Source organism: Flavivirga eckloniae (assembly GCF_002886045.1).
GTDB lineage: Bacteria > Bacteroidota > Bacteroidia > Flavobacteriales > Flavobacteriaceae > Flavivirga > Flavivirga eckloniae.
This window is the reverse complement of sequence record NZ_CP025791.1, coordinates 2,422,226-2,437,303: the sequence shown is the minus strand read 5'-3', so window position 1 is coordinate 2,437,303 and position 15,078 is coordinate 2,422,226. Positions and strand designations below refer to the sequence as shown.

Annotated in this window: 10 protein-coding genes; 3 read left to right on the top strand and 7 right to left on the bottom strand. The window is 34.3% G+C overall.

Translation table 11 applies throughout. From position 1 onward, the window contains the following. Nucleotides 1–125: 125 nt before the first annotated feature. From C1H87_RS09900 to C1H87_RS09890, 3 genes are read left to right on the top strand one after another with little or no spacing between them, the layout of a single operon-like run. Nucleotides 126–3,611 carry an RHS repeat domain-containing protein gene (locus C1H87_RS09900; protein WP_102755650.1) on the top strand — a complete coding sequence of 1,162 codons (3,486 nt, stop codon included), beginning with the start codon at nucleotides 126–128 and terminating at the stop codon, nucleotides 3,609–3,611. Between the two features lie 5 nt (nucleotides 3,612–3,616). Continuing rightward, a complete protein-coding gene (locus tag C1H87_RS09895) occupies nucleotides 3,617–7,393 on the top strand; it encodes a DUF6443 domain-containing protein (RefSeq protein ID WP_158655178.1) in 3,777 nt (1,258 codons plus the stop codon). Further along, the gene (locus tag C1H87_RS09890) at nucleotides 7,380–8,057 is read left to right on the top strand and encodes a hypothetical protein (protein ID WP_102755648.1); all 678 of its coding nucleotides are present in this window, start codon (nucleotides 7,380–7,382) and stop codon (nucleotides 8,055–8,057) included. Before C1H87_RS09895 ends, C1H87_RS09890 begins: the two co-directional genes overlap by 14 nt. 213 nt (nucleotides 8,058–8,270) lie before the next feature. Here the strand turns inward: C1H87_RS09890 and C1H87_RS09885 are convergent, their stop codons facing one another. From C1H87_RS09885 to C1H87_RS09855, 7 genes are all read right to left on the bottom strand, one after another. Continuing rightward, nucleotides 8,271–10,265 (bottom strand): TonB-dependent receptor plug domain-containing protein, encoded by a 1,995-nt coding sequence (locus tag C1H87_RS09885; protein ID WP_102755647.1) that lies wholly within the window; start codon nucleotides 10,263–10,265, stop codon nucleotides 8,271–8,273. 175 nt (nucleotides 10,266–10,440) lie between these two features. Continuing rightward, nucleotides 10,441–11,283 (bottom strand): hypothetical protein, encoded by an 843-nt coding sequence (locus C1H87_RS09880; RefSeq protein WP_102755646.1) that lies wholly within the window; start codon nucleotides 11,281–11,283, stop codon nucleotides 10,441–10,443. A gap of 104 nt (nucleotides 11,284–11,387) precedes the next feature. After that, nucleotides 11,388–11,783, bottom strand: coding sequence for a hypothetical protein (locus tag C1H87_RS09875; RefSeq protein WP_158655177.1), 396 nt, complete (start codon nucleotides 11,781–11,783; stop codon nucleotides 11,388–11,390). Between the two features lie 45 nt (nucleotides 11,784–11,828). Then, the gene (locus tag C1H87_RS09870; RefSeq protein WP_102755644.1) at nucleotides 11,829–12,251 is read right to left on the bottom strand and encodes a hypothetical protein; all 423 of its coding nucleotides are present in this window, start codon (nucleotides 12,249–12,251) and stop codon (nucleotides 11,829–11,831) included. 12 nt (nucleotides 12,252–12,263) lie between these two features. Continuing rightward, nucleotides 12,264–13,046, bottom strand: coding sequence for an ABC transporter permease (locus tag C1H87_RS09865; protein WP_102755643.1), 783 nt, complete (start codon nucleotides 13,044–13,046; stop codon nucleotides 12,264–12,266). Between the two features lie 93 nt (nucleotides 13,047–13,139). Continuing rightward, nucleotides 13,140–13,835 (bottom strand): ABC transporter ATP-binding protein, encoded by a 696-nt coding sequence (locus C1H87_RS09860; protein WP_102755642.1) that lies wholly within the window; start codon nucleotides 13,833–13,835, stop codon nucleotides 13,140–13,142. Further along, a complete protein-coding gene (locus C1H87_RS09855) occupies nucleotides 13,829–15,064 on the bottom strand; it encodes a nitrous oxide reductase family maturation protein NosD (protein WP_233783417.1) in 1,236 nt (411 codons plus the stop codon). Before C1H87_RS09855 ends, C1H87_RS09860 begins: the two co-directional genes overlap by 7 nt. Nucleotides 15,065–15,078 lie beyond the last annotated feature (14 nt).

Sequence of the window (15,078 nt, the reverse complement as noted above, 5' to 3'; positions counted from 1 at the left end):
ATCATTGAAAAAAGTTATTAACCCTTACTAAAAGGAAGTCAGATCCTCTCTTATTATTCGGAAAAGCAATATAATTTAGTAACATATTTAATCATTAATTAATTGCTAAAAACCACTCTATTTTTATGGGAAAATTAGTTTTAAGTATTGTTATGTTACTTACTGTGTCTATTCTTTTCGGACAAGAATTGCCAAGTATTATACCGCCTTCTCCAAATGCAGCTTCTTTGGCCCAGTATGCGGACGTACCTGTGAGTAAATACACAGGAATACCTAGCTTATCAATTCCATTATATACGTTAAAGTCTGGGAAAATTGAGTTGCCATTATCTATTAATTATCATGCTTCAGGGGTTAAAGTAGCTCAAGAGGCATCATGGGTTGGTTTGGGTTGGTCGTTAAATGCAGGAGGAAATATAACCAGACAAGTTAGAGGTGTAGACGATTTTGAACCTAGGGGGTTTCCTTATGTTGATGAATATAATCCTAGTGAATTAAATGGTTTCGAGTTTTTTGAGAAATATAAGCTCGATAACCCTAGTGATACGGAACCTGATATTTTTTATTATAATTTTTTTGGGTATACCGGAAAATTTTTCTTTGAAAAACAAACCGCTAACGGGCATATTATTTATGCAACACCTATAGATCAGAACCAATTAATTATTTCTTATAATATACATACAAAAGAATGGATTGTTACCGATGGTAATGGTTGGAAATATTATTTAGGAAATAAAAATTTAAACGTTATTGAGAGAACCCTGAATGCAGGGTCATCACGATTTGTTCCTATTACAAGCGATAGGCTTGTTTTTGGAAATAAATTAATAGATACGGCATGGTACCTCACAAAAGTTTTGACACCAGAAGGTGATGAAATGAAATTTCTTTACAAAGAAGGTCATTTTACGAGTTTAAGTCAAGTTTCTCATAGGCAAGAATTGTATGAACTTTATGGTTCCGTTGGTGATGGTGGGCAACTAAAATATTTTGCAAGTCAGCAGGTAACTTATGATGTTTATTTATCACAAATAATTTGTAATAATGGAATAGCTTCCTTTTCAACTTCTCATAGAGCGGATATGAGAGTTGCTGATGGTAGTAGTATTGGTCCGAAAAGATTGTCTCATATAACAATTAAAGATTCAAACTTAAATTCTAAAACGATAAAAGAATTTGAATTTCAGCATAGTTACTTTAATCAGTCGAAGTTAGGAACAGATAATGAGCATGATTATCTTAGACTTAAGTTAGATGCTGTTCAAGAAAAATCAGGAAACTCAGAACTCCCTCCCTATGAGTTTTATTACAACACAACAGCATTGCCAGATAAAGGATCTTATTCGGTAGATTATTGGGGGTTTTTCAATGGAGCAAATAATAACTTAAGTACTTTAACTACTAACAGAGAGCGTTTAAATATTGATGAATACTTAGGTAGTAATACCCCTTTCCTTACCTATAATAAACCTAGGGCACAAAGAGATGCTGTTCGTACGTTAATCCCTAGTACTAATAGATTAGGAGGTGGTAGGAATTTAGGAGGAGCAAATAGATTTTCAAATCCTAGCTATGTAAAATCTGCTATTTTAGAGCGTATAAAATACCCTACTGGAGCCCAAAAAGATTTTACATATGAAGTTAATGAGTTCGAAAATGATTTAGGCGAAACATTAGGAGCAATTGATGGGGGGCATCCTTTACGTGTTACAAAATCTGTGACAGATTACGGTTCTGACACTCCAGCCTCAAGTAAACAGACTACCTTCTGGATATTTAATATTCCCCCATATCATATTCAGAAAGTACATTTAGATGTAAATATTAGCAATGGAACGTGGTACAACATTAATGATTTTTCCATTTTTGACGACATTGAAGTTGTATTGGAAAATAGTCATACAGGTAAAAAAATTATTAGTTTTAAACCTGATTCTTTAGAGAGGATGAAAAGTGGAGGGTTTTATACACAAGTTGAAATCACCCTACCTGCAGGATTCTATAGAATGAGGGTAAACAATGCTGAACACGATAGAATACCTCTTACAATGACAGTAAAATATTTAGATCCATTTAAATATTTTCCACCTGGACCACCCGATTTCCATAAACCTGGAAAAATACCTGAAGAAATAGATAAAAGCTCCCCAGATAAAATAGGTGCAGGTGTTAGAATTAAGACAATAAAAACCAAGGACGCTTCTGGTCTTATTAGTGAAGAAAACTATTCGTATGATGATGAACTAGGTATAACTACTGGTCTTTTGATGACAAAAGTCATCAATCATTATCATAGTACTAATTATAGATTGTATAACACCCTTAATTTACCGCCAATAACAATTAGTAAAAATTATCTTGTTAGGACTTCTGGTAGTGTTGTTGCTATGGGGAGTTCTGCTCAAGGGAATCCTGTAGGCTATTCCAAGGTAAAAGTTACACATACAGGTACTGTTGAAGGTTCTAGCTTTTTTTCTGAATATTTTTATAATAATAAACCTTCGGTAGTTAGGGAAGAAGTTTATCTTTCAGGAGTACCGTATTTTGCTCCTTATAGCAATGGTCAATTATTAAAAGAAAAGCATTATAATAGTCTCGGTAAGCTTGTTTCAGAAAAAAGTTTTAAATATTCTCAAAGAGAACAATCTAAAATCAGCATAGAAGTAGGTATTTTAGACATAGGTTATTTCAGAGATTTATTAAATCCTCCTAATAGTCTAGATCATATTCCTTCTTCTTATATAGGTTATGCACCTTACCATATCAGATCCGAATGGTGGCATTTAGACAAAGAAAAAGGTACTATTTATGATGTAAACGGTAATAACCCTGTAGCTAATGTTACAAATTACATTTATCATAGTGAAATACACAAACTGCCAACTGAAATTAATACCACCAACAGTAAGGGAGAAGTATTAAAGACTTTAAATTCATATCCTTCAGATAAGCCTACAGGTGTAGGTATTCCTAGTTTAGTCTATAATAAAATGGTTGAACAGAATATATTGAGTCCTGTAATCAAACAAGAGACCTTTAAGAATGATGTCCTATTAACTACTAAGGCAAATGTATTTAATAATTGGGACAATGTTATTCTACCTAAGTCTGTAAAAACAGGCAAGGGAACCAATGATCTAGAAGATAGAATAGAATTTGTAAAGTACAATAATACGGGTAAAATATTAGAAGTTAAGAGGACCAATGGTGCCCCTACATGCTATATCTGGGGTTATAAAGGTGAATATCCTATTGCAAAGCTAGATGGTGTACACTATAGTGCTATAAGTACTTCAATTATTTCTAATTTACAAACATTAAGTAATGCTGATGATGATAGAACCGTTGATATTATTAATTCCAATGGATTAATTACTAAAGTTGGAAAAGAGGGTAGTTTAAGAGAAGCTCTTAGAAATCTTAGAAATTCGTTACCAAATGCCATGGTCACTACTTATACCTACGATCCGTTAATAGGCGTTACCAGTTTGACGGATTCCAAGGGTTATACCACATACTATGATTATGATGAATTTAATCGCCTCGAGTTTGTAAAAGATGCCGACGGTAATCTAATGAGTGAGAACAAGTATAACTATAAAAACTAAGCCCCATGAGAGAATACATTTATATCCTTTTGCTGTTACTCATATCCCAAACAGCCCTGTCGCAAGCCCGAGAAACGATTATAGAAAAAGGCGATTACACCATAAGTGCAGCTTCTGGTAAGGTAGAGCTAAAAGCAACACAGTCTATTATCCTAAAGCCAAATGTATGGATCAAGAACGGGAGTACTTTTACGGCAGAAATAGTCGAACATACCACTACAACCGACTCATATACAGGTGTTTCACTAGGCAGTAATCAGAACTATGTATTTACACGTAATTTCCAAGCCCCGATGACTTCTTTTAAAGCAACTACTGCTAGGGAAGGCGATGTTGTAGAACAAGTCACCTATTTCGACGGTATAGGCAGGCCGATACAGAACATCGGTATCAAGTCTGCTCCCGATAAAAAAGATATCATTACCCATATAGAGTACGATGCCTTTGGCAGACAGGACAAGGACTGGCTATCTTACCACGAAATAACGGGCAGTGTCGGTGCATACCGAGGGAACAGGGCAACAGCAACGAAACAGTACTATAAGGACAACTATAGCAATGACTTTACAGAAGTGACCCTTCCAGACATCAATGCCTATTCCCAAAAAAATCTGGAAGCTTCCCCTTTAAATCGGGTCTTAAAACAAGCAGCTCCTGGCAAGGACTGGAAACTAGGCGGAGGGAAAGAAATAGAGTTTGGCTATAATACCAATACAGGAACGGAAGTTAAACAATATGGTGTAAGCTTAATTTTTGCAAATAATATCTATGCTCCAACATTAACAGGAGGCACCACGAACTATCCAGCAGGATCACTCTTTAAAACCATAACCAAAGACGAAAACCATGATGGGACATCCTCTAAGGCCCATACTACAGAAGAGTTCAAGAACAAACAGGGACAAGTAGTTTTAAAGCGTACCTATGTTACCTCAATGGTCAATGGGGTATCTCAAACCAATATACCTCATGACACCCATTACGTGTATGACGATTTTGGAAACCTTACCTATGTTATTCCTCCTAAAGTGGATACCTCCGATGGAATATCCCTAACAGAATTATCAGAACTGTGTTATCAATACAAATATGATCTTAGGAATAGGTTGGTTGAAAAGAAAATTCCGGGCAAAGGCAAAGAGTATATCATATATGACAAATTGGATAGGCCGATAATGACCCAAGATGCCAACCAAAGAACCAATGAGGAATGGTTGTTTACATATTACGATGCTTTTGGAAGAGTGGCATATAAAGGAAAATGTTCCCTTCCCGACGCAACAAATATAGATGTGCAAGCTTATGCCGACCAAAACAGTAGTGTTTCCGTGAGCAAGAGAGAAACGGGCATCCTTTATAACGGAACCACATTGTACTATAATATGGTCCCAATTTATAACCAAACAAGAGGCTCGCAGATTTTAACCATTAATTACTACGACAACTATACTTTCGACAAAGTATCCGGTAACCCTGAGACCTCATATGATATAACGCCAATTACAAATGCAAAAGGGCTTACAACGGGGAGTAAAGTTAGAGTTTTAGGATCGAACACATGGATCACTACGGTAACCTATTACGATAACAAGTCCAGACCCATATATATCTATAGTTTTAATGATTATTTAAAAACAACGGACAAAGCTAAAAATCGAATAAACTTTGCGGGACAAGTTACAGAGTCAACAACTACACATGTTAAAACAGGTCAATCCACCATTACAGCCATAGACACTTTCGTATACGACCATGAAGGTAGGTTACTAAGGCAAAAGCAGACCATTAATGATCTGGGTCAAGAGACCATAGTAGATAATACTTACAACAATCTTGGACAATTGACAATAAAAGGCGTTGGAGGTAAATCATCTAGTACTACCAGATTGCAAACCGTAAACTATGCATATAATGTAAGAGGCTGGTTAAAACAGATCAACGATCCTGCTATTTTAGGCAATGATCTGTTCGGGGTTAAGATCGGCTATAACGAGGGCGCTAATCCGTTATATAATGGCAACATAAGCTCGACACAGTGGAGGACCGCCAATACGGATCCCAGTCTAAAGACCTATAACTATCAATATGACGCCCTGAATAGAATTACTAATGCAACGGATAATTCGGGACATTATAATTTGATCAACGTTCTATATGACAAGAACGGAAATATTACTAACTTTACCAGAACGGGTCATGTAGTTGACAACCCTGTTGCAAGCAATAATACCCATTTTGGAACCATGGATCAACTGAGCTATACCTACCAAACCAATTCGAACAAGCTTTTAAAAGTATCTGATGCTGCAGCTACGGACAAGTACGGGTTCAAGGATGACGCTGTAGATAAGGCTTCGGATATTTCTGATGATTACACTTATGATGTGAATGGTAATTTGTTAACCGATACTAATAAAGGAATTATCAGCATAGAATATAATCATTTAAACCTACCAACCAAGGTTGATTTTGGTTTTGGACGGTCTATAGATTATACTTATGACGCTACAGGTATAAAAATACTCAAGAGAGTTAACCTGCCTACTGCTGGCGGTGGCACTGTTACTTTATATGCTGGAAACTATATATACGAATCACAAAGGAACAATACAATATTGAAATTCTTTAACCATTCCGAAGGTTATTTGGAGCCAAAAAACCAATTTGATCTGTCGCAAGGTTTCGATTATGTATATCAATACAAAGATCATCTGGGAAATATAAGGTTGAGTTATAAAGATAGTAACGATAATGGTAGCGTAGCTTCTTCTGAAATACTGGAGGAGAACAACTACTATCCTTTTGGACTTAAACATAAAGGGTATAATAATGTTGTAAATGGCGTAGAATACAAGTACAAAACTTATCAAGGTCAGGAGTGGCACGATGAACTTGGTTTAAATTTACATGAATGGAAGTATAGATTTAGTGACCCTGCTATTGGTAGATTCATTTCAATAGACCCCCTAGCGGAAGATTATAGATATAATGGTGTTTATAATTTTGCAGAAAATAGAGTTATTGATGGAAATGAATTAGAAGGTTTAGAATGGCAGCCTGTTAATGCTGATGGTAATAATATAGCACCGAATTCAGACCAAATAGCTAATTATAATTGGGCAGGATACGATTATAGTATGGCACGTGGTGTTATAAATACGAAAGGGTTTGTCACTGAAGGGATTACAGGTTTTTCTATGACAGCTAAAGAAGGTACTGTTGCTAGTGGTGCAATACAGGGTAATAATAGCGCGGGAACTGAAGGAGCTACTTTCTTTTCAGTTGATAATAATAAATCCCCTGTTAAAGAATTTTCAGCTTTATCAAGTAAGTCTTTAAGTTTTACAGGTTCAATGGAAACTTTTCCAAGTAATGCTAATAAAGAATGGGCTTCAGGAGATGTAACATTAACTTCTTCATATGCAAATGGAAAAACATTAACAGATAAAAGTTGGACAGCTATATCAGGTCCTTGGGGAAATGGTTCACTTGAAAATGGAGATTATACTACTAATAATTTAAGAGATAATAGAACTGGCTCTTATGCGAATCATGGAGTAGGTTTTACTTTTGATGTAAATCCAACTTTTACTACAAGTAGAGATTTGTTAAGGTTTCATCCAGATGGAGGAACAGCAGGGACATTAGGTTGTATTGGTTTAACATGTGGAGCTACTGGATTAAGAGATTTTAGAACAAGAGTAAATAATTATTTAAGTAATAATACAAGTATTAATGTGAACGTTAATATTACAAACAATCCAAATAATGATGGTAATTAAAACTAAATTTTTATTAGTATGTATTATGCTTATTTGTTTCTCTTGTAAAACTGAAACCAAAGAAAAAGCTAGTATTGATAATATAAGCAAAGTCAATATTAAAGATACGCTAACAAATAAAAAGCAAGATACTGAAATCAGCAACCGAATGAAGGGTAACGAAGAGTTACAATTTGCTATTGAAACTTCAATAAATAAAATAAATCTTTTAGATAGCAAAAGTCTTTTAAACGTAATTAGTAGTCCAGTTTTTATAGAAAATGGAAAAAGTGAATTTCCTGAATTGATTATTTTAAATAAAGACAACACGCAAAAGCTTACTTTGCTATTTTATCCGGGAAGCAATAAAAATCAAGTAAGCTATTTCATTTTAGAACAAATTGATCGAGCTACTATCCCTAAAGGTGAAAATGTATTTAAAATCGCGGAAGCTATATTTAAGACTAACAATGGTATAGCTCTTGGAGTAAAAAAGGAGGTCATAGAAAGCAAATATTTATCAGAGAACTTTAAGCTTATACAAGGAGACAAATTATTGTCTTTTGTTTTAGACGACTTCAACAATTCTTTTTTAAAAGAGTATAATATGCCGATGTATTCTGCAAAGTATTATTTCACAGATAATACAATTAAAAGGATTGAATTTGGTTTTGAATATCCCTAATAAGTTTGTAAATATTTAAAGAAAACCAAATACCCATAAGACCAAATCGCTCTTTTGAACGAAATTCAGGAAAATATCGCTCTCGTATCAAACCTAAAATATCTAAAAACCAAAAAGATAGCTTATGATAAACCCTTAACTTAATGACATTGAGCGCAAGTATGCAACTTGTGCCTTAACAGCAAACAAACTAAAATATAAAAACTATTCCATCTAAAAAAGAATATAAGAAGCATTTAAATAAAAGTTCCTGCCTTGCCTTGGTATATTGTTCCAATCGGCATAGGTGGAGTAGTTGGTGTCCAAAATATTCTCAACACCATATTTAAAAACCAATTTGTGCTGTTTTAAGTGGAACATGTTACCCAGATTAAGGTTTAAAACAGCATAGGTTGGTGTTTCGTCTTCACCATAAAAACTACTGTATTTACTTTGATTACCATTGCCTTCTAGTTGTAATGCCGCATTAAATTTTTTGGTATTGTAATTTATTTCGGCAACATAGGAAAGGGGCCTGATTAAAGGTAGGTTTTCCTTATTGCTTCCTACTCCATAGTTATACCCAACGGAACTATTGAATGATACTTTTTTTGAAAAACCGTAGCTCGTGTTAAGGTATACATCGAAAATGGAAGCATTGTTTAGGGCATTGTACAGTCTTACGCCATTTGCTCCAATAGTCATGGGGCTGGCAGTATCGTCGATTTCTCCAATAATATAATTTGAAATATGAAAGAAGGATGAGGTGACACCTAGTTTTAAGTTATTGATTTTGAAGTTTATTCTGGTATTAAATTCTAAAGCTTTTTCATTTTTTAAATTGGGATTACCTATATAATCATATCTATCAAAACTGTTGAATAGGAAAAAACCATAGCCTTCACTTACTGATGGTGCTCTTTCGCCGTAACCAAGTCCCAAAGATGCATCGAACATACTTTTTTTAATGGTATATGCCCCAGAAAGGCTTAATAGAAAACGATTTTTTGAGTCGCTTGTATTTGGGTGAAAAATTTGTAAACTTTCAACACCCACTTGTTTTGCTATTTTGTTTTGATGGAATCCCAACCTTAATGTTCCAGAAATCGATTCTTGAGCATTTAAAGCAATATTATCGTTTAGGTACAAGCCTGTATAAAGTGTCCTAATATCTGGCCAGGTGTACATAAACATATCAGGTTGGTTTGGATCGTTAGGGTACATGGTCATTTCTGCTAACGACCTATTATAAAACCCGTTGAGGTTGATACGGATATGATGCTTTTTTTCTGCGAGGGAGGCTTTACTGTAAAACCCGTAGGTATCGCTCCACCCGGGCATATCCATTCTTATTGGTACGTCGGGGCGTTTACTATCGTCCATAATATGTGTTATGGTGTTAAAGTAAAGTTTAGACTCTAATGATTTTATCTTAGCATCTGCGTTTTTATAATTGTGGGTTACCGATGTTATTAATGCTTCGGCTAAAGAAACATCCATTGGTAAGGCCGGGTAACCAACGTCTGTAGCCTTATCATATATAACATTTGCTTCTAACACATGGTTGTTAGCCAACTGATAACCTCCTTGGAGAGAGATATTGTATTTTTGAAATTGAGAATACAGTATTTCTTTGTTGTCTCCAGCATCATAATTGTCCGATTCACGAAATATGGCGTCTGTGTTCAAGTAAAATTTATTGCCAGAATACTCTACATCTAAACCAGCAACCTTATAATTACCATTAGTTTCGTACCCTAAATCTACACTGGTTTTTAAACCTGAATTATGGAACTTTGATGGTGCGATTTGTAAATCGATACCACCCCCAACACAATGTCCGTTTTCGGTACCTTCTTGTCCGGAATTTATGTTTACCTGTTCAAGATTAGAAACATCAACATACGATGTAATGGGATCCATTTTATCGGTACAGGCACCAAAAATCTGCATACCATCTATGGTTACATTCAATCTGTCACTTACCATGTTGTTTAGCGAAGGCTCCCAGGCATAATTCCCTCGTTTTATCATGGTTACCTGATTGGCTTTTTCTAAATAAGCATCAATACTCGACAAGGTTTTTTCTTGTCGATAGTTGCTTAATTTGCGTTGTGCTATAATAATAGTTTCTTGGAGTTTGGTTGTGTCTTTTTCTACAATATACTCCTGAGAAAAAATATTGTAACTACAAAAGCAGCAAATACTTATTATAAAGATTTTTTTCATGATACACGTATTATCAAGTTGAAAGCGTTTAAAAATGTCATTCAGAGTGACTTGTATTGAGCCTTTCGGCTTTAATTAATTCTAATAAGGAGAAGGAATCTCTTTAGATTCTTCGGTCGTTCCTCCCTGCCTGCCTGCAGGCAGGCCTCTGAATGACATTTTTTATACTAAATCGTTAAAATTCCAACTCTAAGTATAGAGAGCTTTTTTCGTTAGATGTTGTAACATCTTCACCTTTTAAAATAGTGCCTTCGCTATTTTTTAGTTTTAAGTTAAGTACCCAAAATCCCGTCATTGTTAACGATAAGTCACCCTGATACATGGTATTTGTTGCTTTATAACTTAAATCTGTATTGTTAGGGGAACTGTGATTGCCCATTCCTGGCATTCTAGGGTCTAACATGATGGAATAGTCTTTTACAACTGGAAAGGACATCATACTTTCCATTTTGTATAATCCAACCATAAGATCATTAATTCCAATTATAGGATCCTTTGGTTCAATAAGCGCTACGATATAACGGGTGTCGTCGCTTCCCATAAAAACTGCTGCGTTTTGTTTTTCAGATTGTGTTACAGTAATAGTATCTGTTGCCGAGTAGTCTTTGCCATTTACAGTGTAATTAAATGTTAACGACCATCCAGAACCATTGGTGCCAGTCATTTGGTATACTACAGTTCCTTGATATACGGTGTTTTTATCTGCTATTTTTGTGATTGCCGATCTTGGGCAGGAATGCTGCATGGTTTGCATGTCCATCATTGGCATCCATGAAATGCTTGCATTTTCAAAATAAGAATCGTCGGTATTGTCTTTAACTCTAATGGATACACTATTATAACCTGTTTTAAACTTCCCATTTTTGTTATACAATTCGATAGTATGGTCGTTATTTGCGATTTCTTGAATTTTGACTAGATTTTCAATTTCATCTGTTGGTGTTTCATCGTCGTCGTTAGAGCAGGCTGTTGTAAAAAGGGTTATAAATAAAAGTGGTAATATATACTTTAGTTTCATTTTTGATGTTTTTAATTTTTTTAAATACGTAAAAGGTCTGCCTCGCCCATTTGTATGAGCCAGAAGAATAGATAAAACCCATAGAGGTTTTGTAGCGAAAAAAATTAACTAAACATCGGAGGAGGCGTTTCTACCTCTAGGAGTGTTTTTATGACTTTAGATGAGTTATATGGAAAGTTAACTCGGGGTAATATGAATTTTTTTGAGTGAATACTTGATATGCCTGAAGTAAAAAGACAATAAATATCAAGTTCTACTCTTTTGCTTTCTTGAGAAGGAATTTTGCTATTGGTATCGGGATTGTTTTTTGCCAATTGATCTTTTAAGTGACATTTACCTTGACAGCCTTGTTGGTTCTCTTTTTGAATACATAAGGTTTTGGCGATGAGGTCTTGGTTAATAATAAAATCACCAATAATTGCCAAGGTGTTAATGTTATGTGCCAATAACATAATCACCAAAAATAGCGCTACGATCTTATGTATAAAAACCTTAATCATGGGCGCAAATTTATAATATTTTTATCTAAGTAAATATGATTCATGTCATTCAATTGTGAAGTACTGAAAATACTTGTTTATGTATATTTGAAGCTTTAATAATGCTGCTTTTTTTATAGCTGTTTCTTTATTTTCTTTAAGGATGGAAATTTCGTCTAGCATCGGTATTACAACAATATGTAACTGATCGTGAGCTTTCCCTTTTATAGAGCATTTTTTAATGATATAGCTGGTTTGTTTTGATAGTAATTCACCTAAGTTTACATAGTCTTTATCTTTCGACTTGTTGAAATCTTTAATTAAAGCGTCCATTTTGGTAATACCTATGTGCGTTTCGTTGTTTACGAGCCATGGGTTTCCTTTGTCTAATACTAATTCTTCAAGTGCTGGGTCTGTTTTGATTTCTACTTTGTTGTCTTTACAGCTGTAGGTAACAACAATTAGAAATATAAATATCAAATGTCTCATAAGTCATATAAGTTAAAAATCCTTTTTTCTTGATTTAAATACAATTCGTAATACGGGCAAAATCACCCATATGGTTAGCATTATAAAGGATATGATGAGCCCGAAATTGGTGCCAAAGAATTTTTTAAAAACAGCTCCAGTGTATCCTAGTAACGCCGAGATATCTAGTTTTAACAAAATAAGTGTTCGCGATAAATCTATGGGGTTTAGCATTGTGCCTACTAATGATAGTTTGTCTAATGGATAATCTTCAAACAGAATCAGAGTCATTAAAAATAAACCATCGTAAATAATAGCTAAAAATAGCCAGACCAAGATGGCATATCCAAAACCTTTAATTTTGTTTTCGTTAGTTAGTGCGATGTTAAATGCTAATGCTGTAAAGATGAATGTTAAAAATGTTCCTGTAATTAACAACAGGGAAAAACCCCAGATGGCATTCGATTTAAATAAGCCATAAGCGATAAATGGAATACCTAGTCCTAAAACTAAACTCATGGATAGAGAGATGGCTACACCCAGGTACTGCCCCAGAAATATGGAAGAACGTTTTAAGGGCTGAGCGAGTAACAGCTCTGTAAATTCTTTGGAGTTATAATAATACATTACTCCAAAAATGGTTCCTATAAGCGGTACTAGCACGATAATAACATTCATTAAGGTGATAACGGCTTTTGATAAATCATTATTAAGAAACAGCAAAACGATTCCCAGTAACAAGTAAAAAGTGAAGTATACATAACTCCAGCGGCTACGCATTAAATCGAAAAAACTATATTTTAATATTTTAAGCATGATTTTGTTTCAATTTACAAACCTCTCGACTGCGCTCGAGGGGACATTTTATACGCTGATTGTCAGGTCGATCGCAGTCGAGACCTAATTTCTTTAAGTTAATATAGATGCAATGGCATGTTCAAAATCTGGTTGATTGGTTTTACTTTTTAATGCTGCTATTGTACCCTTAAAGTAAATTTGACCTTCTAAAAGAAAGACTATTTCATCTGAAACCTCCTCGACAAAACTCATAATATGTGAGGTTATAAGAATGGTTTTTCCTTTAGCTTTTTCTTTCTGTATTAAATCTTTTAATCGGATGAGTGAAATAGGGTCTAAACCTGTTGTTGGTTCATCTAAAATAATTAGAGGACTGTCGAACATAAAGGTTAAAACCAGATTTACTTTTTGCTTAGTACCACCAGAAAGGTTACCAAGTTTTTTATCTAGAAAAGGCTCTAATGTAAAGAGTTCGATTAAGCGTTGGTCTTCATTGGTTTTTCCACGTAAATCTTTTATCATTTTAATGAGTTCCTTAACTTTTAGGTTATTGGGAAAATTGGCGATTTGTGGTAAATAGTCAATTTTATGCCTATAACTGGAACTGTTTTTAATATTTTCTCCAAGCACATTAATGGTTCCTTCGTTAGGAATAACCATGCCCAAAATAGATTTGATAAGTGTTGTTTTTCCAGAGCCATTAGGCCCCAAAATAGCAAAAATACCTCCTTCGGTAATGCTTAAGTCTACCCCGCTAAGCACAACATTTTTGTTAAACTTTTTATGTAGATTTTCAATACTTACCATGTTATCTTTTTTGTTAATGGGTTATTGTCTAATAAATTATCGGGCGTAAAAACAGGCGAAACTTTTTCGGAAAAATCAATAACATCTATAAATAAACTGCGTAATAGAATAATTGTTTCTGGTGTTCTGTTTACAATGTATGAAAATAGTTTTACGGGTCTGTAGGGTACGTCACCAATGCCATCTTTATCTAAATCGTAACCTGTGTAACTCGACCAGTAGTTTTTATTAAAAACATTATCGTTTACTTTACTGTTGTATGAGATATCGAAAGAGTTATATAAAAAATTATTTTCTACAAAGTTATTTGTGTAGCATGCACCACGAACTTTAATCGCCCAACCGTTATTAATAAAGTTGTTGTTTTTATAAACCATACGGTTTGAGCCTTCAATGTTAATACCAATGGTGTTCTCTTCAAAGGTGTTGCCTATAATTTCTGAGTCGTTTATTTCTTTTAAAAGCATACCATAGGATGCCGTTCCCCAGTTTTCTTTAAAGGTATTATTTAACATCTTTATTTTTTTAGAAAACATAACTGCAACACCAGCACCATTTTTTTCAAATGTATTATCTTGATAGATGTCGTTATTAGAAAACATAAAATGTAAACCGTAGCGTAAGTTTTCTGCACTAACATTGTTTTTTATTAAGCAATCGTCGGAGAATTCTAAATAAATACCATCGCGTACGTGTTGCACGAAGTTGTGTTCGATTACCACATTGTTACTGTACCATAATTGAATACCATTTCCGGAATTATATTCTTCTACAGCTTCTCCTATAATCTTGTTATGAAACACTTTTCCGTCTCGTGATTTTTCCAGATAAATCCCAAAAAAGAGCTTTTCTAAAACTAAATTTTGAATTACAAAATTCTTGCTTCTTCTTACTCGAATGGCGGCATAATCTTCTGTATAACTTGTGCCTACATTTATGATGAATAAGCCATCAACAGTTACATTATCTGCACTAACAGTTATTATTTCGCCTTTTAACTCCCCATCAATCACCGGGTAGTTTTCGCCTATAATAGTTAGCGGTTTGTTTACTAATATGTTATGTTCTTTATAAGTGCCTTTTTTAATCAAGATAGTATCAAAATCTTTAGCTAAAGATATAGCTTCTTTTAAGCTTGAAACAGGGCATGTATTGCAAACCTCAATATTTTGAGCATATGTTGGGTAGGCCATTAAAATGGCTGAGAAAAAAAGCAATAAATTTTTCATCTGTTTAAATATAA

Coding starts and splice junctions, on each gene's coding strand:
- C1H87_RS09855 (WP_233783417.1), bottom strand. CDS start 15,064: ATGAAAAATTTATTGCTTTTTTTCTCAGCCATTTTAATGGCCTACCCA.
- C1H87_RS09890 (WP_102755648.1), top strand. CDS start 7,380: ATGATGGTAATTAAAACTAAATTTTTATTAGTATGTATTATGCTTATT.
- C1H87_RS09860 (WP_102755642.1), bottom strand. CDS start 13,835: ATGGTAAGTATTGAAAATCTACATAAAAAGTTTAACAAAAATGTTGTG.
- C1H87_RS09870 (WP_102755644.1), bottom strand. CDS start 12,251: ATGAGACATTTGATATTTATATTTCTAATTGTTGTTACCTACAGCTGT.
- C1H87_RS09875 (WP_158655177.1), bottom strand. CDS start 11,783: ATGATTAAGGTTTTTATACATAAGATCGTAGCGCTATTTTTGGTGATT.
- C1H87_RS09880 (WP_102755646.1), bottom strand. CDS start 11,283: ATGAAACTAAAGTATATATTACCACTTTTATTTATAACCCTTTTTACA.
- C1H87_RS09885 (WP_102755647.1), bottom strand. CDS start 10,265: ATGAAAAAAATCTTTATAATAAGTATTTGCTGCTTTTGTAGTTACAAT.
- C1H87_RS09900 (WP_102755650.1), top strand. CDS start 126: ATGGGAAAATTAGTTTTAAGTATTGTTATGTTACTTACTGTGTCTATT.
- C1H87_RS09895 (WP_158655178.1), top strand. CDS start 3,617: ATGAGAGAATACATTTATATCCTTTTGCTGTTACTCATATCCCAAACA.
- C1H87_RS09865 (WP_102755643.1), bottom strand. CDS start 13,046: ATGCTTAAAATATTAAAATATAGTTTTTTCGATTTAATGCGTAGCCGC.